This window comes from Xanthomonas sp. PPL134 (genome assembly GCF_040595915.1).
Classification (GTDB): Bacteria; Pseudomonadota; Gammaproteobacteria; order Xanthomonadales; family Xanthomonadaceae; genus Xanthomonas_A; species Xanthomonas_A indica.
On sequence record NZ_JAMDLL010000003.1, the window covers coordinates 118,531 to 142,871 of the forward strand.

20 protein-coding genes are annotated in these 24,341 nt (G+C 72.2%); 17 read left to right on the forward strand and 3 right to left on the reverse strand.

The genetic code is table 11. From position 1 onward, the window contains the following. Positions 1 to 60: 60 nt before the first annotated feature. From M3U25_RS08445 to xdhC, 15 genes are all read left to right on the forward strand, one after another. Entirely contained in the window at positions 61 to 1,185 is a 1,125-nt protein-coding gene (locus M3U25_RS08445) for a nucleoside hydrolase (protein ID WP_355498447.1), read from the forward strand. Positions 1,186 to 1,374: 189 nt separating this feature from the next. Beyond that, the gene (locus M3U25_RS08450; RefSeq protein ID WP_242160972.1) at positions 1,375 to 2,832 is read left to right on the forward strand and encodes an AtzE family amidohydrolase; all 1,458 of its coding nucleotides are present in this window, start codon (positions 1,375 to 1,377) and stop codon (positions 2,830 to 2,832) included. Beyond that, a complete protein-coding gene (locus M3U25_RS08455) occupies positions 2,832 to 4,412 on the forward strand; it encodes a gamma-glutamyltransferase (protein ID WP_355498444.1) in 1,581 nt (526 codons plus the stop codon). Before M3U25_RS08450 ends, M3U25_RS08455 begins: the two co-directional genes overlap by 1 nt. Positions 4,413 to 4,423: 11 nt before the next feature. Continuing rightward, positions 4,424 to 4,837 (forward strand): tetratricopeptide repeat protein, encoded by a 414-nt coding sequence (locus M3U25_RS08460; protein WP_355498441.1) that lies wholly within the window; start codon positions 4,424 to 4,426, stop codon positions 4,835 to 4,837. Between the two features lie 145 nt (positions 4,838 to 4,982). Next, entirely contained in the window at positions 4,983 to 5,906 is a 924-nt protein-coding gene (locus M3U25_RS08465; protein ID WP_242160975.1) for a LysR family transcriptional regulator, read from the forward strand. Positions 5,907 to 6,626: 720 nt separating this feature from the next. Then, on the forward strand, positions 6,627 to 7,871 hold the full coding sequence (locus M3U25_RS08470; protein ID WP_355498439.1) for an allantoate amidohydrolase: 1,245 nt from the start codon (positions 6,627 to 6,629) through the stop codon (positions 7,869 to 7,871). Positions 7,872 to 7,923: 52 nt separating this feature from the next. Further along, positions 7,924 to 9,120 (forward strand): alanine--glyoxylate aminotransferase family protein, encoded by a 1,197-nt coding sequence (locus tag M3U25_RS08475; protein WP_355498592.1) that lies wholly within the window; start codon positions 7,924 to 7,926, stop codon positions 9,118 to 9,120. Continuing rightward, positions 9,117 to 10,007 (forward strand): allantoinase PuuE, encoded by an 891-nt coding sequence (gene puuE / locus M3U25_RS08480; protein WP_355498437.1) that lies wholly within the window; start codon positions 9,117 to 9,119, stop codon positions 10,005 to 10,007. Before M3U25_RS08475 ends, puuE begins: the two co-directional genes overlap by 4 nt. Continuing rightward, a complete protein-coding gene (gene hpxZ / locus M3U25_RS08485; RefSeq protein WP_242160978.1) occupies positions 10,004 to 10,384 on the forward strand; it encodes an oxalurate catabolism protein HpxZ in 381 nt (126 codons plus the stop codon). Before puuE ends, hpxZ begins: the two co-directional genes overlap by 4 nt. Next, positions 10,381 to 10,872 carry a 2-oxo-4-hydroxy-4-carboxy-5-ureidoimidazoline decarboxylase gene (gene uraD, locus M3U25_RS08490; RefSeq protein WP_355498434.1) on the forward strand — a complete coding sequence of 164 codons (492 nt, stop codon included), beginning with the start codon at positions 10,381 to 10,383 and terminating at the stop codon, positions 10,870 to 10,872. Before hpxZ ends, uraD begins: the two co-directional genes overlap by 4 nt. Continuing rightward, positions 10,869 to 12,311 (forward strand): FAD/NAD(P)-binding protein, encoded by a 1,443-nt coding sequence (locus M3U25_RS08495; RefSeq protein ID WP_355498432.1) that lies wholly within the window; start codon positions 10,869 to 10,871, stop codon positions 12,309 to 12,311. Before uraD ends, M3U25_RS08495 begins: the two co-directional genes overlap by 4 nt. After that, positions 12,275 to 12,640 (forward strand): hydroxyisourate hydrolase, encoded by a 366-nt coding sequence (gene uraH / locus M3U25_RS08500; protein WP_355498429.1) that lies wholly within the window; start codon positions 12,275 to 12,277, stop codon positions 12,638 to 12,640. Before M3U25_RS08495 ends, uraH begins: the two co-directional genes overlap by 37 nt. A 1-nt stretch (position 12,641) precedes the next feature. Next, positions 12,642 to 14,114, forward strand: a complete 1,473-nt coding sequence (gene xdhA, locus M3U25_RS08505; protein WP_355498426.1) for a xanthine dehydrogenase small subunit — start codon at positions 12,642 to 12,644, stop codon at positions 14,112 to 14,114. Beyond that, a complete protein-coding gene (gene xdhB / locus M3U25_RS08510) occupies positions 14,107 to 16,440 on the forward strand; it encodes a xanthine dehydrogenase molybdopterin binding subunit (RefSeq protein WP_355498423.1) in 2,334 nt (777 codons plus the stop codon). The genes xdhA and xdhB overlap by 8 nt, the downstream gene beginning before the upstream one ends. Further along, positions 16,430 to 17,491 carry a xanthine dehydrogenase accessory protein XdhC gene (gene xdhC, locus M3U25_RS08515; RefSeq protein ID WP_242160983.1) on the forward strand — a complete coding sequence of 354 codons (1,062 nt, stop codon included), beginning with the start codon at positions 16,430 to 16,432 and terminating at the stop codon, positions 17,489 to 17,491. Before xdhB ends, xdhC begins: the two co-directional genes overlap by 11 nt. Positions 17,492 to 18,190: 699 nt before the next feature. Here the strand turns inward: xdhC and cysK are convergent. Together cysK and cobA are read right to left on the reverse strand one after the other, a co-directional pair. Further along, a complete protein-coding gene (cysK, locus tag M3U25_RS08520; RefSeq protein ID WP_242080543.1) occupies positions 18,191 to 19,150 on the reverse strand; it encodes a cysteine synthase A in 960 nt (319 codons plus the stop codon). A gap of 25 nt (positions 19,151 to 19,175) precedes the next feature. Then, complete coding sequence (gene cobA, locus M3U25_RS08525; RefSeq protein ID WP_355498418.1) at positions 19,176 to 20,360, reverse strand: uroporphyrinogen-III C-methyltransferase; 1,185 nt, start codon at positions 20,358 to 20,360, stop codon at positions 19,176 to 19,178. A 167-nt stretch (positions 20,361 to 20,527) separates the two neighbouring features. Here cobA and M3U25_RS08530 point away from each other — a divergent pair, with 167 nt between their 5' ends. Together M3U25_RS08530 and M3U25_RS08535 are read left to right on the forward strand one after the other, a co-directional pair. Beyond that, positions 20,528 to 21,511, forward strand: a complete 984-nt coding sequence (locus M3U25_RS08530; RefSeq protein ID WP_242160985.1) for a LysR family transcriptional regulator — start codon at positions 20,528 to 20,530, stop codon at positions 21,509 to 21,511. 632 nt (positions 21,512 to 22,143) lie between these two features. Beyond that, positions 22,144 to 22,731 (forward strand): phospholipid scramblase-related protein, encoded by a 588-nt coding sequence (locus M3U25_RS08535; protein WP_160947545.1) that lies wholly within the window; start codon positions 22,144 to 22,146, stop codon positions 22,729 to 22,731. Between the two features lie 351 nt (positions 22,732 to 23,082). Here M3U25_RS08535 and M3U25_RS08540 read toward each other — a convergent pair whose 3' ends face one another. Next, positions 23,083 to 24,285, reverse strand: a complete 1,203-nt coding sequence (locus M3U25_RS08540; RefSeq protein WP_355498413.1) for a GAF domain-containing sensor histidine kinase — start codon at positions 24,283 to 24,285, stop codon at positions 23,083 to 23,085. Between the last annotated feature and the right edge of the window lie 56 nt (positions 24,286 to 24,341).

Consider the following 24,341-nt stretch of genomic DNA (forward strand, 5'->3'; position numbering starts at 1 on the left):
CGGCGTGCCCGCGCGCGGGTCGCGCCTTGTGTCCCGTTCCGCCATCGACCGTCCCGCCTCATGCCGATCGCCTCCGCCAGCACAGCCACCACGCTCATTCCTCCATCCGCCATCGCGCCGCGCCGCCGCGTCATCCTCGAGGACGACATCGACGGCTTCACCCCCGCGCAGTTGTTGTTGCTGCAATCGCCCGAGGTCGAGGTGCTCGGCATCTCGGTGGTCAGCGGCAACATCTGGCGCGACGAGGCGCTGGCGCACACCCGGCGCCTGCTCGAGATCGCCGGGCGCGGCGAGGTGCCGGTGCTGCCCGGCCCGGTGTTCCCGCTGCTCAACAGCGAGCGGGCCACCGAGCGCTGGGAGGCGCTGTACGGCAAGCTGCTGTGGAAGGGCGCCTGGACCCGGCAATGGGTCGAGCACGACACGGTGCAGAGCGCGCCGCGCTACCACGCCCACGACGTGGTCCCGGATCTGCCGCTGGGTAATCCGAGCGTGGTGCAGGCGGCCAGCGAGCCTGCCGCCTTGTTCATGATCCGCAAGGTGCGCGAGTTCCCGGGCGAGGTCAGCATCGTCGCCACCGGGCCGCTGACCAACCTGGCGCTGGCGCAGCGGCTGGATCCGGCGTTCGCCTCGCTGGCCAAGGAACTGGTCTACATGGGCGGCAGCCTCAATCCGCGGCAGCGCCGCGACAGCGTCTCGGCGGCGCAGTTCGCGCGCGAGTTCGTCAATTCGCCGCGGCGCGAGTTCAACATCCGCTGGGATCCGGAAGCGGCCAGCATCGTGATGCGTGCGCCGTGGCGGCGCATGGTGATGGTGCCGGTGGATCCGTCCACGGCCACCGAACTGACCCCGCAGCTGCTGGCACGGATGAGCGCCGCCGACACGCCGATCGGCCATGCGCTGCGCCGGCGCGAACCCGGCTTCCCGATGTGGGACGAACTGGCCACCGCGGTGTGGCTGCGTCCGGAACTGGCTACCGTCAGCGAGACCCTGTACGTGGACACCAACACCGAGTTCGGCGCCGGCTACGGCGACATCCTGTCGTGGGCGCCGGGCTACCAGCCGGGCCTGGGCGAGCAGGCGCAGCAGGTGGTGCGCGAGGTGGACGTGGCCGCGATCGAGCAGTTGCTGGTCGAGCGCCTGACCGCGCCGCAGCCGCCGGCGCTGGGCGCGCCGCTGCCGCGGTAGGCCGGCCATCGGCCTACGATCGGTCGGGCGCCGCACCGCGTGACGCCGGCGCCGTCCAGGCCAGGCCCAAGGTGGCGGATGAGTAGCGGGAGGACACGCCCGCGGTTCGCGGCGGTTGCGCGAACCGCGCCTTGCAGGCGACGCTGGCGATCGACAGCGTGCACCGCTCCCCCTTAGCGAGGCGACCTCATGCAGATCCCAGAGACGTGGCAGGCCGGTATCCAGCGCAACGCCGAACTGCTGCGCGGCTACGCGCAACTGCTGCAGGACTTCGCCGCGCCACCGCCACCGTCGGCGCCGCAGGAGGGCGGGGTCATCGCCCCGCTGGTCGCGGCCACGCGTGCCGACGGCGGCGCTGCGCAGCGGCACGCGCGGCAGGCGCTGGCGCAGATCGAACGCGACAATCCGCAACTGTGTGCGGTGACGCGACCGCTGCCGGCGCGTGCCGAGGCCGACGCCGCGCGCGTGCAGGCGGCATTGGCCGGCGGCAGCGATGGCGGTGCGCTGGCCGGCGTGCCGTTCGTGGTCAAGGACCTGTTCGATGTCGCCGGCCTGGCGACCACCGCCGGCGCCGCGCTGCGCGCCGATGCCGCGCCGGCCACGCACGATGCGGCGGTGGTGCGGCGCCTGGCCGAGGCCGGCGCGGTGTTGGTCGGCACCGCCAACATGGACGAGTTCGCCTACGGCTTCGCCACGGTCAACGCGCACTACGGCACCACCGCCAATCCGCACGATCCGCAGCGCCTGGCCGGCGGTTCCTCCGGCGGCTCGGCGGCGGCGGTGGCGGCGCGCTGGGTGCCGTTCGCGCTGGGCTCGGACACCAACGGCTCGATCCGCGTGCCGGCGGCGCTGTGCGGCGTCTACGGGCTGCGCCCAAGCCATGGCAGCCTGGCGGTGGATGGCGTGTTTCCGTTCGTCGAGGCCTTCGACGTGGTCGGGCCGTTTGCGACCACGGTCGCCGACCTGCGCGTGGTGTACGAGGCCATGCGCGGGCAGCGGCTGCCGTCGCTGGACGCCGCCGGTTTGCGCGTGGCGCGCCTGGACGGCTGGTTCCGGCGCAATCTCGATCCGGAGCTGGAGGCCGGCCTGGCCGCGCTGCACGACGCGCTGGGCGGCAACGCCTGGCGCGAACTGCCGCAGGCCGAACGCGCCCGCGCGGCGGCGTTCGTGATGACCGCGGCCGAGGGCGGCTATCGCCATCGCGAAGCGCTGGCCGCGCACGGCGACCGCTTCGATCCGGCCACGCGCGATCGCCTGCTCGCCGGGCTGCAACTGCCCGCCGCGGCCATTGCCGACGCGCAGCGCTTCGGTGCGTGGTTCGCCGAGGCGATGCAGCGCCTGTGGGACGGGGTCGACGTGCTGCTGGCGCCGGCCACACCGTGCGCGGCGCCGCGCATCGACCAGGAGACGATCCAACTCGACGGGGCGGCGGTGTCGGCGCGCGCCAACCTCGGCGTGTTCACCCAGCCGCTGGGCCTGGCGCGCTGCCCGGTGCTGGCCGCGCCGCTGTACCGCCCGGGGCAGTTGCCGCTGGGCGTGCAACTGATCGCCGCGCCGGGGCGCGAGGACCGCTTGTTCGCGCTCGCTGCGCACCTGGAAGGCGCCGGCCTGATCGGCGCGACCCCGCCGTCGCTGGAGCCGCGCTGATGCTGCACACCTTGCGTTCGCGGCGCGGCATGGTGGTCGCCCCGCATCATCTCGCCGCGCAGGCCGGGCGCGACGTGCTGCGCGACGGCGGCACCGCGGTGGAGGCGGCGGTGGCGACCGCGGCCTGCCTGGCGGTGGTCTATCCGCACATGACCGGCATCGGCGGCGACGGCTTCTGGTTGATCGCCGAACCCGACGGCTGCGTGCACGCGATCGACGCCTGCGGCCGCGCCGCGCAGGGTGCCACGCTGCAGCACTACGCCGGGCAGGCGGCGATTCCCTGGCGCGGTCCGGGCGCGGCCAATACCGTGGCCGGGACCGTGTCCGGCTGGGCGTTGGCCTTGCGCCAGAGCGAGGCGCGGCTGCCGCTGGCGCGCCTGCTCGACGACGCCATCCAGCATGCCGCGGCCGGCGTGCCGGTCACCCTCGGCGGCAGCGCCATCGCCGCGGCCAAGGGCGCCGAACTGCGTGCCCAGCCCGGCGCCTACGCGGCGATCTTCGAAGCCGCCGGGCGGCCGCTGCGCGAGGGCGAGCTGCTGCGCCAGCCGCAACTGGCCGCCACCCTGCAGCGCCTGGCCGCGGCCGGCCTGGACGATTTCTACCGCGGCGCGCTGGCCGCCGACCTCGCCGCCGACCTGCAGGCGCTGGGCAGCCCGCTGCGCGCCGCCGATCTGGCCGCGCACCAGGCCGAGGCCAGCGTGCCGTTGTCGGTGGCGGTCGCCGGCGCGCGCCTGTACAACCACGCGCCGCCGACCCAGGGCCTGGCCTCGCTGCTGATCCTGGCGCTGTTCGACCGCCTGGCCGCGGACCGGGCCGATGGCTACGCGCACCTGCACGGCCTGGTCGAAGCGACCAAGCAGGCGTTCCTGGTCCGCGATGCGCACGTCGGCGACCCGGCCTGGATGACCCTGGACGCGCAGGCGCTGCTCGACGATGCCGGCGCGCTCGACGCGATGGCCGCCCGCATCGATCCGGCGCGCGCGCTGCCGTGGCCGCAGCCGTCGCAGGCCGGCGACACCGTTTGGTTCGGCGCGATCGACGGTGCCGGCCGTGCGGTCAGCTGCATCCAGTCCACCTATTTCGAATTCGGCTCCGGGCTGGTGCTGCCGCGCAGCGGCATCGTCTGGCAGAACCGCGGCTGCAGCTTCCGTCTCGCCGCCGACGGCTGGAACGCGCTGGCGCCCGGACGCAAGCCGTTCCATACGCTCAACCCGGCGCTGGCGCGCTTCGACGACGGCCGGCTGATGGCCTACGGCACCATGGGCGGCGAAGGCCAGCCGCAGACCCAGGCGGCGCTGTTCAGCCGCTACGCCCGCTTCGGCGTGCCGCTGCAGCAGGCGGTCAGCGCGCCGCGCTGGCTGCTCGGCCGCACCTGGGGCGAGGACAGCACCACGCTGAAGCTGGAGGACCGCTTCGATCCCGCGGTGGTGCAGGCCTTGCGCGCAGCCGGCCATGCCGTCGAACTGCTGCCGCCGTTCTCCTCGGTGATGGGCCACGCCGGCGCGCTGGTGCGCGAGGCCGACGGCACTCTGAGCGGTGCCAGCGACCCGCGCAGCGATGGGGCGGTGGCGGGGTGGTAGGCGGGTCGCCCGTGGCCGATGCTGGCGCCGGCCACGGCCACGGCCACGGCCACGGCCGCGACGCCCTCGTGCGCGCCAGGGTGCTGGTGCATGCGGCGATGACCGATCCGCAGGGCGGGGGCGCGGCATTGGTGCAGGCCGAGTCGCTGCTGCTGGCCGCGCTGGCGGCGGCGCCGGACGATGCCGCGCTGCTCACCGGCCTGGGGGCGGTGCAGTGCGACCTGGGGCGCTACGCCGATGCGGTCGACGCGTTGCAGCGCGCCGTGCGGCTGCAGCCGGAGGACCGCCATACCTACTTCAACCTCGGCGTGGCGCTGCTCAACAGCGGCGACGACGCGCAGGCGATGCAGCGGTTTCGGCAGGCGGCCACGCGGGCGGGATCGGCGGCGACCTGGGAGGCCTATTTCGATCCGCAGGCGCAATGAGGCGCGGCGCGCGCCATGCCATCCACGTCTGCGCCGCAACGCCGCGCACGCCACGCCGGCGGCAGCGCTTCCGTACCATGGCCCAGGCGCGCCATCGCCGCCGCGTCCGCGCCGCGTGTTGCGCACCCAGGAACTTTGAGCCGTCATGCTGACCTTCTCCCGCTTCACCCGCTATTTCATGGAAGTGGCGCATTGGCGCAGCATCCGCCGCGCCTCCGAGGCGCTGCACGTATCGGCCTCGGCGATCGACCGGCAGATCCTCAAGGCCGAGCAGGAGCTGGGCGTGCAGTTGTTCGAGCGGCTGCCGGGCGGCCTGCGCCTGACCAGCGCCGGCGAACTGCTGCTGGTCGACATGCGGCGCTGGGAAAAGAGCTACCAACGCACGCTGGAGCTGTTCGACGAATTGAAGGGGCTGCGCCGCGGCCATGTCGAGATCGCGATGATCGATGCGTTGAGCGAGGGCATCGTGGTCGATGCCCTGGCCCACCTGATCGACGCGCACCCGGGCCTGACCTTCAACCTGCAGACCGAGGACAACCAGAAGGTGGCCGACAAGGTCGTCGCCGCGGAAGTGGATGTCGGCCTGCTGCTGGATCCGGTCAGCGGCATCGACCTGGAGGTGGTCGCCTTCGCCGAGATCCCGCTGGGCTTGTGCATGCCGGTCGGGCACCCGCTCAGCGGCAGGGCGAGCCTGCAGTTGAACGACCTGCTCGGCGAACATCGCCTGCTGTTGCCGGCGGCGCCGCTGATCGTCAACGAGCACGCCAAGGCGGTGTACCAGCGCCAGCACATCGACACGGGCCGCTGCATCCGCTGCAACGACGTGCGCACGCTGCGCGCGCTGGTGCGCCAGGGCGTCGGCGTGGGCCTGCTGTCGCAACTGGACGTGCTCGCCGACCTGGCCGACGGGCGGCTGGCGTTCGTGCCCTTGCGCGAGGGCCTGGCCAGGCCGATGACGCTGGCGCTGTGCGTGGCGCCGCAGCGGCAACTGTCCAGGGCGGCGCAGGCCATGCTCAAGGTGTTGGCGCCGCGGGTGGAAGCGATCCTGGAGCCGCGCACGGGCGCGTAGCGCCTAGCCGCTCTCCCACCGGAGGGGTTGGGGTGAGGGTCCGGCGCGAAAGCGACCCGCGGAGTCAGGTGCACGAGGCTGCGCCCGTACCCTCATCCGCCCCTTCGGGGCACCTTCTCCCGGAGGGAGAAGGGAAGTGCCTGGCCCCTCTCCCACCGGGCGAGGGGTTGGGGTGAGGGTCCGGCGCGAAAGCGACTTGCGGAGTCAGGTGCACGAGGCTTCGCCCGTACCCTCATCCGCCCCTGCGGGGCACCTTCTCCCAGCGGGAGAAGGGAAGCGCCTAGCCCCTCTCCCACCGGGAGAGGGGTTGGGGTGAGGGTCCGGCGCGAAAGCGACTCGCGGAGTCTGGGTGCACGAGGCTGCGCCCGTACCCTCATCCGCCCCTTCGGGGCACCTTCTCCCGACGGGAGAAGGGAAGTGCCTGGCCCTTCTCCCGCCTGGAGAGGGGTCGGGGGGGGGGGGGCGAGGGTGCGTTGCATTTTTTGCAATGCCTCCACGCGAAAACGGCGTTTGCCTGCAATCCTGGCGCTTCGTATAGTGCCAACAACCGCTACGAATCGTTTTTTTTTATCGCTAATCCATTGAATCGGATGGATTTTTCCGCCGATTCGGTGCCCGCTATAGCTCGCTTCTTTCCTCCTTCGTGACCGCGCCATGTTCGCCAGCCACGTCCCCTCCGCCGCCACGGCCCCTGCATCGGCCACGGCCCCGACGGCGCCGATGCCCAGCGCCGGCCTGCGTGCGGTCGCGCGCTGCGACGCGCTCGGCGTGGCGCCCTACAGCGACACCGCGGACGGCCTGTTTCGCGGCTGGCTGAGCCCGGCGCATCGCGCCTCCGTGGCGGCGGTGGCGGCATGGATGGGCGAGGCCGGGCTGCATACCCGCATCGACCCGGCCGGCAACCTGCTTGGCCGCTACGAAGGCGCGGTCGCGAATGCACCGGCGCTGCTGATCGGCAGCCACCTGGACAGCGTGCGCGACGCCGGCCGCTACGACGGTCCGCTGGGGATCATGCTCGGCATCGAATGCGTGGCCGCGCTGCACGCGCAGGGTCGGCGGCTGCCGTTCGCGATCGAGGTGATCGCCTTCGGCGACGAGGAAGGCTCGCGCTTCCCGGCATCGATGCTGAGCAGCCGCGCGGTGGCCGGCACGCTGGACCCGGCAGCGCTGCAGGTGCACGACGGCGACGGCATCGCCCTGGCCGAGGCGCTGGCCGCCTGGGGCCTGGACATCGCGCTGCTGCCGCATGCGGCGCGCGCGCCGCAGGAGGTGCTGGCCTATCTGGAAGCGCATATCGAACAAGGGCCGGTGCTGGAGGCCGAGGGGCTGGCGCTGGGGGCGGTCAGCGGTATCGCTGCGCAGCGCCGCTACCGCGCACTGCTGCTGGGCCGCGCCGGCCACGCCGGCACCACGCGCATGGACCTGCGCGCCGATGCGCTCACCGCCGCCGCCGAGTGCGTGCTGGCGGTGGAGCAGGTGGCGCGCAGCGGGCCGGCGGACCTGGTGGCCACGGTCGGGCGCCTGCAGGTGGCGCCGGGCGCGGTCAACGTGGTGCCGGGGCGGGTCGAGTTCTCGATCGACGTGCGCGCCGGCACCGACGCCGCGCGCGATGCCGCGGCCGAGGCGATCACGCAGCGCCTGCACGCGATCGCCGTTGCGCGCGGCGTGCAGTTGGAGCTGCAGTGCGTGCAGGACCTGCCGGCCAGTCCCTGCGCTCCGCGCCTGGTCGCGGCGGTGGAAACGGCCATCGCCGCGCAGGGCATCGCGCCGCGGCGGCTGGTGTCCGGTGCCGGCCACGACGCGATGGTGATGGCCGCGCTGTGCCCGACCGCGATGCTGTTCCTGCGCTGTGCCGGCGGCGTCAGCCACCACCCGGCCGAACACGTGGAGCCCGCCGACGCCGAACTGGCGGTGGCGGCGATGCTGCACTTCCTCGATTCCCTGGGAGACACCCTTGTCCGTTGAGCCGCTGCCCGCCGACCTGTTCGGCGAGATCGATCCGCCGCAACGCCTGCTGATGGGGCCGGGTCCGGTCAATGCGCATCCGCGCGTGCTGCGTGCGATGTCCGCGGACCTGCTCGGCCAGTTCGACCCGGAAATGACCGGCTACATGAACCAGGTGATGGCGCTGTACCGGCCATTGTTCGGCACCGAGAATCACTGGACCTTCCTGGTCGACGGCACCGCGCGCGCCGGCATCGAGGCGGCGCTGGTGTCGCTGGTGGCGCCGGGCGAGCGCGTGCTGGTGCTGAACTTCGGCCGCTTCGGCCTGCTGCTGGGCGAAATCCTCGGCCGCATCGGCGCGGTAGTGGAGAACGTGGAGGCGCCGTGGGGCGAGGTGGTGCCGATGACGGCCGTGGCCGACGCGATCGAACGCTTCGCGCCGAAGTTGGTCGCCTGCGTGCACGGCGACACCTCGACCACGATGGCGCAGCCGCTGGACGGCCTCGGCGCGCTGTGCCGCGCTGCCGGCGCGCTGTCCTACGTCGATGCCACCGCGACCATCGGCGGCATGCCGATCGCCAGCGACGCCTGGGGCGTGGACGTGGTCACCGGCGGCCTGCAGAAGTGCCTGGGCGGGCCGTCCGGCTCGGCGCCGATCACCGTGTCGGCGCAGGCCGCCGAGGCGATCTTCGCGCGTCGCCACGTCGAGCGCGGCATCGTCCGCGACGACATCGCCAACGGCCGCGGCGTGCGCATCGCCTCGAACTACTTCGACCTGGCGATGGTGATGGACTACTGGTCCGACAAGCGCCTGAACCACCACACCGAGGCCACCAGCATGCTGTACGCGGCGCGCGAATGCGCGCGCGTGGCGCTGCAGGAAGGCCTGCCGGCGCGCTTCGCGCGGCATGCCGCGGCCGGCCGCGCGGTCGCCGCCGGCGTGCGGGCGCTGGGGCTGCAGGTGTTCGGCGACGACCGCTACCGCATGGCCAACGTCACCGGCGTGGCGATTCCCGCCGGCATCGACGGCGAGGCGGTGCGGCGGCGCCTGCGCGAGGATTTCGAGATCGAGATCGGCACCGCGTTCGGGCCGTTGCAGGGAAAACTGTGGCGCATCGGCGCGATGGGCTACAACGCGATGAAGCACAAGGTGCTGATCACCCTGGGCGCGCTGGAGGCGGTGCTGCGCGCCGAAGGCCATGCCTGCGCGGCGGGCGCCGCGGTGGAGGCGGCGCTGGCCGCCTGGCACGCCGACGGAGCGCCGCGATGAGCGCCGCGCGCGACCTGGTCGGCTATGGCGCGCAGCCGCCGGATCCGCAGTGGCCGGGCGGCGCGCGCGTGGCAGTGCAGTTCGTGCTCAACTACGAGGAAGGCGCCGAGAACAGCGTGCTCAACGGCGATGCCGGTTCGGAGGCGTTCCTGTCGGAGATGGTCGGCGCGCACAGCCAGCCGGGCGCGCGCGCGATGGCGATGGAGAGCCTGTACGAATACGGCAGCCGCGCCGGTTTCTGGCGGCTGCAGCGGCTGTTCGCCGCACGCGGCGTGCCGGTCACGGTGTTCGGCGTGGCGCAGGCGCTGGCGGCCAATCCCGAGGCGGTGCAGGCGATGCGCGACGCCGACTGGGAGATCGCCAGTCACGGCCTGCGCTGGATCGATTACCAACAGGTGCCGGAAGCGACCGAGCGCGCGCATATCGCCGCCGCAGTCGCCTTGCACACGCAGGTCACCGGGGCGCGCCCGCTGGGCTGGTACCAGGGGCGCACCAGTCCCAACACCGCGCGGCTGGTGGCCGAGGAGGGCGGCTTCGTCTACGACGCCGACAGCTACGCCGACGACCTGCCGTATTACGACCGCCGCCACGGCCGCGCGCAGCTGGTGGTGCCGTACACGCTGGACGCCAACGACATGAAGTTCGTCGCCTACAACGGCTTCGCCGACGGCGAGCCGTTCTTCCGCTACCTGCGCGATGGCTTCGAGCAGTTGTGCGCCGAGGGCGGGCGGATGATGTCGGTGGGCCTGCACGGGCGCATCGCCGGACGTCCGGCGCGCGCCCTGGCGCTGGCCCGCTTCCTCGATCACGTCCTGGCCAGCGGCCAGGCCTGGATCGCGCGGCGCATCGACATCGCCCGCCACTGGCAGCAGGTGCACCCGGCATGATCCTCAACGCGCCCGAGGTCCTGGCCGAGGTGCAGGCGGCGTTCGCCGCCTACGAACGCGCGCTGATGGACGACGATGTCGCCACGCTGGACCGGCTGTTCCACGATGCGCCGACCACGGTGCGCTACGGCGTCGGCGAGGCCTTGTACGGCGCCGACGCCATCCGCGCGTTCCGCCGCGGCCGCGGCGGCTCGCCGCAACGGCGGCTGCTGCGCGTGCAGATCGTTGCCTACGGGCGCGACTTCGCCACCGCCGATGCCGAATTCCAGCGCCACGGCAGCCCGCGTCGCGGCCGGCAGAGCCAGAGCTGGGTACGCTTCGCCGACGGCTGGAAGGTGGTGTCGGCGCACGTCTCGCTGCAGGGGGATCACGCATGAGCGCCGTCGACTGGAACGCGCTGCCCGAAGTCGAGTTCGTCGCGCGCCTGCATGGGTTGTTCGAGCATTCGCCATGGGTGGTGCAGCGCGCCGCGGCGCAGCGCCCGTTCGCCGATCTGCATGCCGGCCTGCTGCAGGTGCTGCACGCGGCCAGCGTCGCGGAGCAACTGGCCTTGATCCGCGCGCATCCGGAACTGGCCGGCAAGGCCGCGATCGACGGCCGCCTGACCGCCGCCTCGGCCGCCGAGCAGGCGCAGGCCGGGCTGGACCGCCTCACCGCCGAGGAGTTCGCGCGCTTCCACGCGCTCAATGCCACCTATCGTGCGCGCTTCGATTTTCCGTTCGTGATCTGCGTGCGCCTGACCGATAAGGCCGGCATCCTCGCCGCGATGCAGGCGCGGCTGGCGAATACGCGCGAGGCCGAGATCGTCACCGCCCTCGACGAGATCGGCAAGATCGCGCGGTTGCGCCTGGAGGCGCTGTCGTGAGCGCCGCGGCAGGCGGGCTGCAGGCGCTGTCGGCGCAGGTCGCGCGCGAGCTGCAGTGGCTCGGCCACGGCGGGCCCGACTGGACCCGCGTGCAGTCGCACGACGGCGAGCACGTCTACGACGTGGTCATCGTCGGCGGCGGCCAGAGCGGGCTGGGCGCGGCCTTCGGCCTGCTGCGCGAGCGCATCTCCAACCTGCTGGTGATCGACGAGAACCCGGCCGGCCGGGAAGGGCCGTGGGTCACCTATGCGCGGATGGTCACCCTGCGCACGCCCAAGGAACTGAGCGCGCTGGACTTCGGCATGCCGTCGCTGACCTTCCGCGCCTACTGGGAAGCCCGGCACGGCACCGCCGCCTGGGACGCGCTGGGCAAGATCCCGCGCGCGGACTGGATGGACTACCTGCGCTGGTACCGCGAGGTGCTCGGCCTGCCGGTGCGCAACCAGGCGCGGCTGCTGCGCATCGAACCGCTGCCGACCCGGCGCCTGCAGCGCCTGCACCTGGAGAGCGGCGACGCGCTGTTGGCGCGCAAGGTGGTGCTGGCCACCGGCATCCAGGGCGGTGGGCAATGGCACGTGCCGTCGTTGGTGGCCGGCAAGCTGGCCCGCGCGCGCTACGCCCACACCTCCGAGGCGATCGACTACGCGGCGCTGCCCGGGCGCCGCATCGGCATCCTCGGCGGTGGCGCCTCGGCCTTCGACAACGCCCAGCACGCGCTGGCCGCCGGCGTCGGCGAGGTGCACGTGTTCGTGCGCCGCAACGCGCTGCCGCGGGTCAATCCGATCCGGCACATGGAACGCAGCGGCATCATCCCGCGCTTCGCCGCGCTGCCGGACGCCGACAAGTACGCGATGATGGCCAGCTTCTTCCGCCGCAACCAGCCGCCGACCAATGACACCTTCGAACGCGCCGCGGCCTGGCCCAATTTCCACCTGCACCTGGGCAGCCCGTGGCAGGACGTGGCCGAGACCGCCGACGGCGTGCTGGTGACCACGCCGCACGGGCGCCTGCCGTTCGACTTCGTGGTGCTGTCCACCGGCCTGGTCACCGACCCGGCGCTGCGCCCGGAACTGGCGGCGGTGGCCGACGGCATCGCGCGCTGGCGCGACCGCTACCGCCCGCCGCCGGGACAGGAACTGCCGCTGCTGGATGCGCATCCCTACCTGGGACCGGGCTTCGAGTTGCTGCCGCGCACCCCGGCGCACGCGTCGGCGTTGCATGGCCTGTTCGCGTTCAACTACTCGGCGCTGCTGAGCCTGGGCCTGTCGGCGGCGGCGCTGTCCGGGCTGAAGCACGCGTTGCCGCGGCTGGTGAAGGCGGTTGCCGACCAACTGTTCCTGGACGAGCGCGAGGCGATGCTTGCCGCGTACATGGACTACGCCGAACCCGAATTCGTCGGCCAATGGCCGATGCCGCACCTGGAGGAATCCGTCGGATGAGCAGCCTGTCGACCCATGTGCTGGACCTGAGCCGCGGGCTGCCCGCCGCCGGCGTGGCGCTGCGCCTGTTCGCCGGCGAGGCCTTGCTGCATGAGGATGTCACCGATGCCGACGGCCGCTGTCCGGCGCTGCGCACGCTGGAGTTGGCCGCTGGGCGCTATCGGCTGGAATTTGCCGTGGCCGATTACTTCCGCGGTGCCGGCGTGGCCTTGCCCGAGCCGCCGTTCCTGGACGTGGTGCCGATCGCGTTCGGCCTGGCGGATGCGGGGCATTGCCACGTGCCGCTGCTGGTCTCGCCGTTCGGCTACTCCACCTACCGGGGCAGCTGAGATGGACACGGTGCGCTTCCTGCTCGACGGACAGGCGATGGAACTGGACGCGGCGGATCCGACCGCCAGCGTGCTCGACCTGCTGCGCTATCGGCTCGGCCGCACCGGTAGCAAGGAAGGCTGCGCCGAAGGCGATTGCGGCGCGTGCACGGTGCTGGTCGGCGAACTGACCGCTGGCGAGGGTGCCGAGGGCGACGAGCAGGTGCGCTGGCGTGCGCTCAATGCCTGCATCCTGTTCGTGCCGATGCTCGACGGCAAGGCGCTGCTGACTGTGGAAAGCCTGGCGGCCGGCGGCGCGCTGCATGCCGTGCAGCAGGAGCTGGTGCAGCGCCACGGTTCGCAGTGCGGCTTCTGCACGCCCGGCTTCGTGATGTCGCTGTACGCGCGCAGCATCGGCGCGCTCGGCACTGGCCAGGCGGCCCTGGCCGACGTGCTTGCCGGCAACCTGTGCCGCTGCACCGGCTATGGCCCGATCCTGGACGCCGGCGCGGCGGTGCCGCCGGCGCCGCGCGACGATGCGGCCACCCTGGCCGGCCTGCGCGCGCTGCGCCATACCGCCGCGCTGGCGCAGCCCCATGCCGATGCCACCACCGGGCGCGCGCGCCGTGCCACCGCGCCGCGCAGCGCCGACGCGCTTGCGGCCTTGCTGCTGCAGCGGCCCGAGGCGCGCCTGGTCGCCGGCGCGACCGATGTCGGCCTGTGGGTGACCAAGCAGCAGCGTGTGCTCGACGACGTGGTGTTCATCGGCGACATCCCCGAACTGCGCCGGCTGCAGGAGACGGCGGACGGGCTGCGCATCGGCGCCTGCGTGCGCTACAGCGAGGCGCAGGCCGCGCTGGCGGCGCTGCACCCGGCGCTGGGCGAGCTGCTGCGGCGCATCGGCGGCACCCAGGTGCGCAATGCCGGCACCATCGGCGGCAACATCGCCAATGGCTCGCCGATCGGCGACATGCCGCCGGCGCTGATCGCGCTCGGCGCCAGCGTCACCCTGCGCCGCGGCGACGTGCGGCGCACGTTGCCGCTGGAGGACTTCTTCCTGGCCTACGGCCGCCAGGCGCTGCAGCCGGGCGAGTTCGTCGAACACGTGGACGTGCCGCGGCCGCCTGCGGACCTGCTGTACCGCGTCGACAAGCTGAGCAAGCGCTTCGACAGCGACATCTCCGCGGTTTGCGGCGCGTTCGCGTTGCGCATCGTCGGCGGCACGGTGCGCCAGGCGCGCATCGCCTTCGGCGGCATGGCCGGCACGCCGCAACGCGCGCGCGGCGCCGAGCAGGCCCTGCTCGGGCAGCCGTGGAGCGTGGCCACGGTCGAGGCCGCCGCCGCGGCGCTGGCGCAGGACTTCCGCCCGCTCAGCGACGTGCGCGGCTCGGCCGGGTACCGCCTGGCGGTCGCGGCGAACCTGCTGCGGCGGGTGTGGATCGGGCACGCGCATCCGCACGAGCCGCTGTCGGTGCTGGAGCTGGCCGATGGCTGACGGTCCGATCGCCGCTACCGCCGCTGCGTCCTCGCAGGTGCACCGCGCGCTGCGCCACGACAGCGCGCCGGCGCACGTCAGCGGCCAGGCGCGCTACATCGACGACCTGCCGGAACCGCCCGGCATGCTGCACCTGGCGTTCGGCCTCAGCGACCACCCGCATGCGCGGCTGCTGCGCCTGGACCTGGCGCCGGTGCGCGCGGCACCCGGCGTGGTGGCGGTATTCGCCGCCGCCGACATTCCCGGCGAGAACAATGTCGCCCCGGTCGCGCACGACGATCCGTTGTTCGCCGGCGACACCGTGCTCTACCACGGCCAACCGTTGTTCGTGGTGGCCGCCGACAGCCAGGCCGCGGCGCGGCGCGCGGCGCGCCTGGCGCGGGTCGAGTACGCGCCGTTGCCGGCGCTGCTGACCATCGCCGAGGCGCGCGCCGCTGGCGCGGTGCTGGAGCCGGCGCAGCGCATGGCCCGCGGCGGCGACGTCGATGCCGCCCTGGCGGCGGCGCCGCGCCGCTGCAGCGGTGCGCTGGAGATCGGCGGGCAGGAGCATTTCTACCTGGAAGGACAGATCGCCGTGGCCCTGCCCGGCGAACAGGGCCAGTTGCACGTGCTGTCCTCGACCCAGCATCCGAGCGAGGTACAGCACCTGATCGCGGCGCTGCTCGGCCTGGACAGCGCCGATGTGACCGTGGAAGTGCGGCGCATGGGCGGCGCGTTCGGCGGCAAGGAGACCCAGGCGGCGGCGCCAGCGGCGGCCTGCGCGCTGGTCGCCGCGCTGACCGGCCGCCCGGCCAAGCTGCGCTACGACCGCGACGACGACATGCGCATCACCGGCAAGCGCCACGACTTCCAGGTCGACTATCAGGTCGGCTTCGACGACGACGGCCGCCTGCTGGCGCTGCGCCTGGAACTGGCCTCGCGCTGCGGCGCCACCACCGACCTGTCGCTGGCGATCAACGACCGCGCGATGTTCCATGCCGACAACTGCTATTGGCTGCCGGTGGTGGAGATCGTCTCGCACCGCTTGCGCACGCACACCGTGTCCAACACCGCGTTCCGCGGCTTCGGCGGGCCGCAGGGCATGCTGGCGATCGAACGCGTGCTGGACGCGGTCGCCGCCGCGCTGGGCCGCGATGCGCTGGCGGTGCGCCGGGCCAACCTGTACGCGGCGCCGCACCGCAACGTCACTCCGTACGGCATGACCGTGGAGGACAACGTCGCGCCGGCACTGATCGAGGAACTGGCCGCGCGCGCCGACTACCCCGCGCGGCAGGCGGCGGTGGCGGCGTTCAACGCGCGCCACCGCGTGCTGAAGAAGGGCCTGGCGCTGACCCCGGTGAAGTTCGGCATCAGCTTCACCACCACCCATCTCAACCAGGCCGGCGCGCTGGTGCTGGTCTATGCCGACGGCTCGGTGCAGCTCAACCACGGCGGCACCGAGATGGGCCAGGGGCTGATGATCAAGGTCGCGCAGATCGTCGCCGACGTGTTCGGCATCGACACCGCGCGCGTGCGCATCACCGCCACGCGCACCGACAAGGTGCCCAACACCTCGGCCACTGCGGCGTCTTCCGGCACCGACCTCAACGGCATGGCGGCGTACAACGCGGCCAGCGAGATCCGCGCGCGCCTGGCCGCGCTGGCCGCCGAGCGCGGCGGCGTGACGCCGGCGCAGGTGCGCTTCGCCGACGGCAAGGTCGTCGCCGGGCGCCTGGACCTGGACTTCGGCGCGCTGTGCCGGCAGGCGCACATGGCGCGCATCTCGCTGGCCGCCAGCGGCTACTACGCCACGCCGAAGATCCACTACGACCGCGCCAGCCATCGCGGCCGCCCGTTCTACTACTTCGCCTACGGCGCGGCGCTGAGCGAAGTGGTGATCGACACCCTGACCGGCGAGCACAAGGTGCTGGCAGTGGACGTGTTGCACGACGTCGGCCGTTCGCTGAACCCGGCGATCGACCTGGGCCAGGTCGAAGGCGGCTTCGTCCAGGGCATGGGCTGGCTGACTACCGAGGAACTGGTCTACGACGCAGATGGCCGGCTGCTCACCCATGCACCGTCCACGTACAAGATTCCCACCGCGGGGGATCGCCCGGCGCGCATGCGGATCGACCTGTGGGACGGCGGACGCAACGACGAACCGACCATCCACCGTTCCAAGGCGGTCGGCGAGCCGCCGTTGATGCTGGCGATCTCGGTGTTCTCGGCGCTGACCCAGGCGGTGGCCGCGGCGGCGCCGGGCAACGGCGTGCCGGCCCTGGACGCGCCGGCCACCCCGGAACGCATCCTGGCCGCGATCGCGGCACGGCGCGCCGATGCGCGCTGACTGGAGCCTGCACGCCGAAGCGGCGCTGGCGCGCGGCGCGACCGCGCTGATCACCGTGCTGGCCACGGCCGGCTCGACCCCGCGCGAGGCCGGCACGCGCATGCTGGTGAGTGCCGACGGCAGCATCGGCACCATCGGCGGCGGCGTGCTCGAATGGCGCGCCTGTGCGCTGGCGCGCGACCTGCTGGCGCAGCCGCCGGGCAGTTGGCAGGTGCAGGACTACACGCTGGGTGCGGCGGCGCCGGCGCGTGCGGCGCCCTGCAGCGGCCAATGTGCGGACTGCGCGGCGCAGGCCCGCGCCGACGACCTGCTCGGCCAGTGTTGCGGCGGCCGCGTGCGCCTGTTGCTGGAGCGGCTGGATCCGGCGCACCGCGACTGGCTGCGGCAGGCGACGCTGGGACGCACGCTGTCGACCCGGTTGCAGGTGGACGGCATCGCGCACGCCATCGACGACGCGCCGCCGCAGTCGCTATCGCTGCGTGCGCCGGCGCCCGCGGCCGGCGCGCTGCTGCGGCAGGCGATCGGCCCACCGCGCACGCCGCTGCTCCTGTTCGGTGCCGGGCACGTCGGCATCGCCATCGCGCGTGCGTTGCGCGAGCTGCCGTTCGCGCTGGACTGGGTCGATCCGCGCGCGGACTTGGCCACCGCTGCCGGTGCAGCGCACCTGGATGAAGCCGCATTGCTCGCGCGTGCCCGCAACGCGCCCACCGACGCGATGCTGCTGATCCTGACCCACGATCACGCGCTGGATTACCGGCTCACCGCGGAGGCGCTGGCCGGCCGTGCCGGCTTTGTCGGCCTGATCGGCTCGGCTTCCAAGCGCGCGCGGTTCCTGTCGCGGCTGCGCCACGACGGCCTGGGCACGGCTGCGCAGACGCGGCTGACCTGCCCGATCGGCCTGCCCGGGATCGAGGGCAAGGCACCGGCGGTGATCGCGATCGCGGTAGCCGCGCAATTGCTGCAGTGCATGTCGGCGCTGGACGCGCAGCGTCGTCCGCCCGTGGGGGACGCCGCGTCGCTGCCATTGCAGTCCGCGCTCGCTGCGCGATGACGGCGCAATCGAGCGAAGCGGTGCACTTTCGGATGGCGCAGCGCGTCGGGACTGAAGTCCCTCCCACAGTGTCGTAGCCAGCTTGCCGCAAGCCACTGTAGGCGCGGCTTCAGCCGCCACAAGCGAAGCGGTGCGCTTTCGGATGGCGCAATGCGTCGGGACTGAAGTCCCTCCCACAGTGCCCCAGCCAGCTTGCCGCAAATCTCGGTAGGAGCCGCTTCAGCCGCGACGAGCGAAGCGGTACGCGTTCCGATGGCGCAGTGCGTCGGGACTGAAGTCCCTCCCACAGTGTCGTAGCCAGCTTGCCGCAAGCCACTGTAGGAGCGGCTTCAGCCGCGACGAGCGAAGCGGTACGCGTTCCGATGGCGTAGTGCGTCGGCACTGAAGTCCCTCCCACAGTGCCCCAGCCAGCTTGCCGCAAGTCTCCGTAGGAGCGGCTTCAGCCGCGACGAGCGAAGCGGTACGCGCTCCGATGGCGTAGTGCGTCGGGACTGAAGTCCCTCCCACAGTGCCCTAGCCAGCTTGCCGTCAGCCCCTGTGGGAGCGGCTTCAGCCGCGACGAGCGAAGCGGTGCGCGTTCCGATGGCGCAGTGCGTTGGGACCGAAGTCGACCCTGCCGTGCCTCCGGCGGACGTGCCGCAACGGCATGACGGCGCGGCTGCCTCCCCGCGTCGCCACGACCCCGCGACCCGAAGACGCTTACGGCAAGCCGGCCAGCCAGTCGTCGTCGCTGCCTTCGTTGATGTCGGCGAACAGCGGCGTGGAGAAGTAGCGCTCGCCGGTATCGGGCAGCATCGCCAGGATCACCGCGCCGGGCGCCGCGGTTTCGGCCACGCGCAGCGCGGTGGCGACGGTGCCGCCGCCGGAGATGCCGGTGAAGATGCCTTCCTCGGCGGCGAGGCGGCGCGACACCGTGATGGCGTCGGTGTCCTCGACGCTCAGCACTTCGTCGTAGACCTCGCGGTTGAGCACGTCGGGCACGAAGTCCGGGGTCCAGCCCTGGATCTTGTGCGGCTTCCACTCCTGGCCCTGCAGCAGGGCCGCGCCGGCCGGCTCGGTGGCGGTGATGCGGACTTCCGGACGGGCCAGGCGCAGCACTTCGCCGACGCCGGTGAGGGTGCCGCCGGTGCCCCAGCCGCTGACGAAGTGGTCGAGCCGGCGGCCGGCGAAATCGCGCAGGATCTCCGCGGCGGTGGTGCTGCGGTGATAGGCCGGGTTGGCCGGGTTGGCGAACTGCCGGGCCAGGAACCAGCCGTGCTGCTTGGCCAGTTCCTCGGCCTTGCGCACCATGCCGCTGCCGCGCTCGGCGGCCGGGGTCAGGATGACCTTGGCGCCGTAGGCGCGCATCAGCTTGCGGCGCTCGATCGAGAAGGTCTCCACCATCGTCGCCACGAACTTGTAGCCGCGCGCGGCGGCGACCATCGCCAGGGCCACGCCGGTGTTGCCGGAGGTCGCCTCGACGATGGTGTCGCCGGGCTTGAGCAGGCCGCGCGCCTCGGCGTCGAGCACGATCGCCAAGGCCAGGCGGTCCTTGACCGAGCCGCCGGGATTGAAGGCCTCGACCTTGACGTACAGGTCCACGTGCGCCGGCGCCAGGCGCTGCAGCTTGACGATCGGGGTGTGGCCGATGGTGTCGAGGATGTTGTCGTAGATGGCCATGCGTGGAGTCTCCGGAAAGTGCGGGTCAGGCGGCGTGGGCCAGGGTAGGCACGGCCGGCTTCGGGGAAGGTGAGGGCGCTGCGCCCAGCGGCGCGGCGCCGAACCAGTGCAGGGTCGATGCCAGCGCCGCCACTTCGCCCAGGATCAGCAGCGCCGGCGAGCGCACGCCGTGCGCGCGGGCGGTGTCGGGCAGGTCGGCGAGGGTGCCGGTGACCACGCGCTGTTCGGGGCGCGAGCCGTTTTCGACCAGGGCGAACGGGGTGTCGGCGGCGCGGCCGGCGCGCAGCAGGCGCGTGCGCACCGTGTCCAGCCCGGCCACGCCCATGTACACCGCCAGGGTCTGCCGTTGCTGCGCCAGCGCGGCCCAGTCCAGGGTGTCGAACGAATCCTTGCAGTGTGCGGTGACCAGGCGCAGCGACTGCGCATGGTCGCGATGGGTCAGCGGGATGCCGGCGTAGGCGGCGCAGGCCAGCGCCGCGGTGATGCCGGGCACCACCGCGTAGGGCACGCCATGCGCGCGCAGGTACTCCAGTTCCTCGCCGCCGCGGCCGAACACGAACGGGTCGCCGCCCTTCAGCCGCACCACCCGGCGTCCGCGCTGCGCGTGGTCCAGCAGCAGCGCGTGGATCTGCTCCTGGGCCACGCTGTGGCCATCGGCCGACTTGCCGACGGCGATGCGTTCGGTGCCCGCTGGCACAAGCTGCAGGATCGCGGCGCTGACCAGGCGGTCGTGCAGCACCACGTCGGCCTGGCGCAACGCATGCAGCGCGTGGCCGGTAAGCAGGCCGGGATCGCCGGGGCCGGCGCCGACCAGGGTCACGCTGCCCGGGCGCAGTGGCAGCGCCTGGCCCGTGGCCGTATCGGCGGCCTCGGTCGCGAACGCAGGCTCGGCCGGCAACGCCTGCGCCAATACCCGCCGCGCGGCCGCCGCCTGCAGTGCCTGGCGGTTGGTCGCGGCGTCCTCGCTGGCGGCGATCAGGTACCAGACCGTCTCCAGCCAGGCCGCATCGAAGCTGCCACGCAGCCACGCCAGCCGGCCATCCGCGGCCAGCGCGTGCAGCGCCGGGGTGAGGCTCGGCGCTGCCACCCGCGGCAGGGCGCCGGCGGCGAGCAGCGCCTGCACCTGGCGCTCGGCGGCCGCACCGCCGCCGATCACCAACACGGCCCGGTCGCGCAGGTCCGGATACAGGGCAATCGGGGCAGGGCTCACAGGGACGGCTCGCAACGCGGGGAGGGGCGGAGCGACGACCGTAGCGCCGGCTCATAGCCCCAGGAAATGACTTCATGCCCCAGGCAGATAGCTTTCGGTTATAAGGTGAAAGGCCGAATTCCACTACAGTCGAGCGTCCCGCCTGGCGGCGCCTCGCCCTTGTCCCGATGACGCTGACCCAACTCCGCTATCTCGTCGCCATTGCCGATGCCGATCTGAACATCACCCTGGCGGCGGCGCGCGTGCATGCCACCCAGCCGGGGCTGTCCAAGCAGCTCAAGCAACTGGAGGACGAACTGGGCTTTCTGCTGTTCGTGCGCAAGGGCCGCAGCCTGGAGACGGTGACCCCGGCCGGGCGCGAGGTGATCGAGCGCGCCCGTGCGGTGCTGGCCGAGGCCAACAACATCCGCACCTACGCGGCCAACCAGCGCCGCGAGAGCCAGGGCCAGCTGACCCTCACCACCACCCACACCCAGGCGCGCTTCGTGCTGCCGCCGGCGGTGGCGCAGATCAAGCAGGCCTATCCGCAGGTCAGCGTGCACCTGCAGCAGGCCGCCGAGAGCGCGGCGCTGGACCTGCTCAGCCAGGGCGATGCCGACATCGCCATCGTCAGCACTGCCGGCACCGCGCCGGCCGCCGGCATCGCCGTGCCGCTGTACCGCTGGCGGCGGCTGGTGCTGGTGCCGCGCGGGCATGCGCTGGACGTGCCGAAGCGGGTACCGGACATGGCCGCGCTGGCGGCGCAGCCGCTGATCAGCTACGAATCCTCGACCCGTGCCGGCTCCTCACTGCAGCGCGCCTTCGGCCGGCTCGGGCTGGAGCCGCGGATCGCGCTGACCGCGCTGGACGCGGACCTGATCAAGACCTACGTGCGCACCGGGCTGGGCGTGGGCCTGCTGGCGGAGATGGCGGTGAGCGCCAACGACACCGACCTGCGCGCCTGGCCGGCGCCGCCGGAGATTCCCGACTGCATCGCCTGGGCGGTGCTGCCGCGCGACCGGGTACTGCGCGACTACGCGCTGGAGCTGGTGCACGTGCTGGCGCCGCAGATCGACACCCGCGACCTGCGCCGGGTGATGGAAGGCAACCAGCAGCCGGACTGGCCGGCACCGCCGAGCTGGGAAGAACTTACCCAGACCATTACCAGCTAGACGCCGGGAGTCGGGAATCGGGATTGGGGAATCGCGGTGAAGCCGGGAATGGGGAATCGGGATTGGGGAATCGCGGTGAAGCCGAGAATGGGGAATCGGGATTGGGGAATCGTGACGGCGGCGCCTCGTGCTCGATGTGTTGATTGGCTTCGGACCGGCATCCGAGCAAAAGACGTGCGGGCAAAGACACTGCGACCTGTGCTGGATGCGGGAACGAAGACCACGTGTCGACGCATCGACATGGCCGCTTGGCGCGGCTGATCAGGCCATCGCCAGCCAAGGTGTGGTGAAGCCGGGAATGGGGAATGGGGAATCGGGATTGGGGAATCGTGACGGCGGCGTCCCGGGGCCGGTGCGTCGATTGGCTTCAGACCGACATCCGAGCAAAAGACCTGCGGCAACGACACCGCGGTCTGGTATTCGAATGCCGGAATACACACCAGGCATCGGCGCGGGCGCCTGCCGCGACGGCACCGCGTGCGTTGCCGCGGCCCGAGCCGCCCCCTATCATGCGGCCCCTTCTGCCACCTGGCAGATCGCGACCCTGGACTGCCGGCGGCTGCCGGCCATGCGCCGCCGCTGTGCGGTCGACGCCCCGGGGCGTGTCGACTTTCCAAACGCAAGGACGCCCGATGCATCCTGTTCTCCAGCACAACCTGTTCTTCGTCAAGGAACAGGTCGGCATGTTCAAGGCCGCCAACAACTACGACGTGTTCGATCCGCACAGCAACCGCAAGCTGCTGGAATGCCGCGAGCCGCACCTGGGCGTGTTCACCAAGCTGCTGCGCTTCACCGACTACAAGCGCATGACCCCGTTCCAGGTGGAAGTGCGCACTCCGGACGGGCACAAGGTGCTGACCGTGAGGCGCGGCGTGTCGCTGTTCCTGTCCACGGTCGAGGTGCTGGACGAGCACGACCGGCGCGTGGGCTCCTTCAGCCAGAAGTTCTTCTCCATCGGCGGCAAGTTCGATGTGCTCGATGCCCAGGGCGCGCCGGTGTGCACGCTGCGCGGCAAGTGGACCAGCTGGGATTTCCGCTTCGTGCAGGGCGAGCGCGAACTGGCGCAGGTGTCCAAGAAGTGGGCCGGACTGGGCAAGGAACTGTTCACCAGCGCCGACAACTACATGCTGTCGATCGCCGAGAGCCTGCCGGCCGAGGATCCGCGGCGGATCCTGATCATGGCGGCGGTGTTGTGCATCGATATGGTGTTGAAGGAGTGATGGTGAAGCCGGGAATGGGGAATCGCGGTGAAGCCGGGAGTCGGGAATCGGGATTGGGGAATCGCAAAAGCTGGACTCCCGCGGCTGCTGCAGCCTGGTCCCTCTCGCTGAGCGGGAGGGGACGTTGTGGGAGGGACTTCAGTCCCGACTGCAGGCTGCGGGAAGACCCCAGTACTTCACTGATTGCCCGGTAGGAGCGGCTTCAGCCGCGACCGGTCTGTCTGTAACGCATCGCCTCCGCTGGCTCACGGCGCGCTCGGCTGCCGCCGCGCCGGCGATGCTCCCTTCTCCCCCCGGGAGAGGGTGCCCCGAAGGGGCGGATGAGGGTGCGGGGGCCTGCACCCACGCGACTCAGGCGTCGGCCGCTGCCGCCGGCAACAGCACGGTGAAGCGGCTGCCTTGGCCGGGCTGGCTGCGGACCTCGACGGTGCAGCCCAGGGTCTCGGCGGCGCGGCGGACGATCCACAGGCCCAGGCCGAGGCCGTCGCTGCGCGGGTCGGCCTGTTGGAAGGCCTGGAACATCGTGCGCAGGCCGGCTTCGTCCATGCCGATGCCGCGGTCGATGATTTCCACCGCCACGCGATCGCCACGGCGTCGGCAGCCGATCAGCACCTTGCCCTGCGCGGTGTACTTGACCGCGTTGCCCAGCAGGTTGCCGAGCAGCGTCGACAGCAGGGGAGCGCTGCTGCGCACGCGCAGCGAGGTCGGCACGCTGCGCAGCTGTACGCCCTTGGCCGCGGCCTGCGGCTGCCAGGTGGCCAGGATCGGCGCCAGCACGTCGGCCAGGGCCAGGTCGTGCAGCGCCGGCAGGCGCAGTTCGCCGGCGGCGGCATTGGTGGCGAGCTGGTCGAGCCCGCTGGCGACCTGGTTCAAGGCCGCGCGTGCGGTCTCCAGCGGGCCGTCCTGCGCGGCGTCGTGCAGGCGCTGCAGCTTGCTCAGCGCGTAGGACGCGGTGCGCAGCGGCGTCTTCAGATCGTGGCCGGCGATGGCCATCAGGCGGCTGCGGTAGTGGTTGGATTCCTGCGCCATGTGCAGCGCCTTGCGCAGTTCCAGTTGGCCCATCGCCTGCCGCGCCAGCGCGCGCAGCGCTTCGATCTGCTCGTAGCTGAGCTGGCGCGGGCGTCGGTCCAGCACGCATACCGTGCCCAGGGCCAGGCCGTCGGAGGTCTTCAGCAGCGCGCCGGCGTAGAAGTGCAGGCGCATCTCGCCGGTCACCAGCGGATTGCAGGCGAAGCGCGGGTCCTCGCGGGTATCCGGCACCAGCAGCAGGTCGTCCTCGAGCAGCGCGTGCGCGCACAGCGAGGTGGCCAGCGGTGTTTCGCGCGTGCCCAGCCCGATCTCGCTCTTGAACCACTGGCGCTCGCTGTCGATCAGGTTGACCACCGCGATCGGCGCCTGGCAGATCAGCGCCGCCAGCCGGGTGATGTCGTCGAATGCCGGCTCGCGCGGCGTGTCCAGGATCGCGTAGCTGTGCAACGCGTCCAGGCGCAGCGCTTCGTTGCGTGGCTTGACCGCGCAGTAGACCGGGTCGGCGGCGGGTTCGACGGTGGACATGCAGCGCGGCTCGATCAGGAAGACGCGCAGTCTATGGTACCTGTCACGGTTTTTGC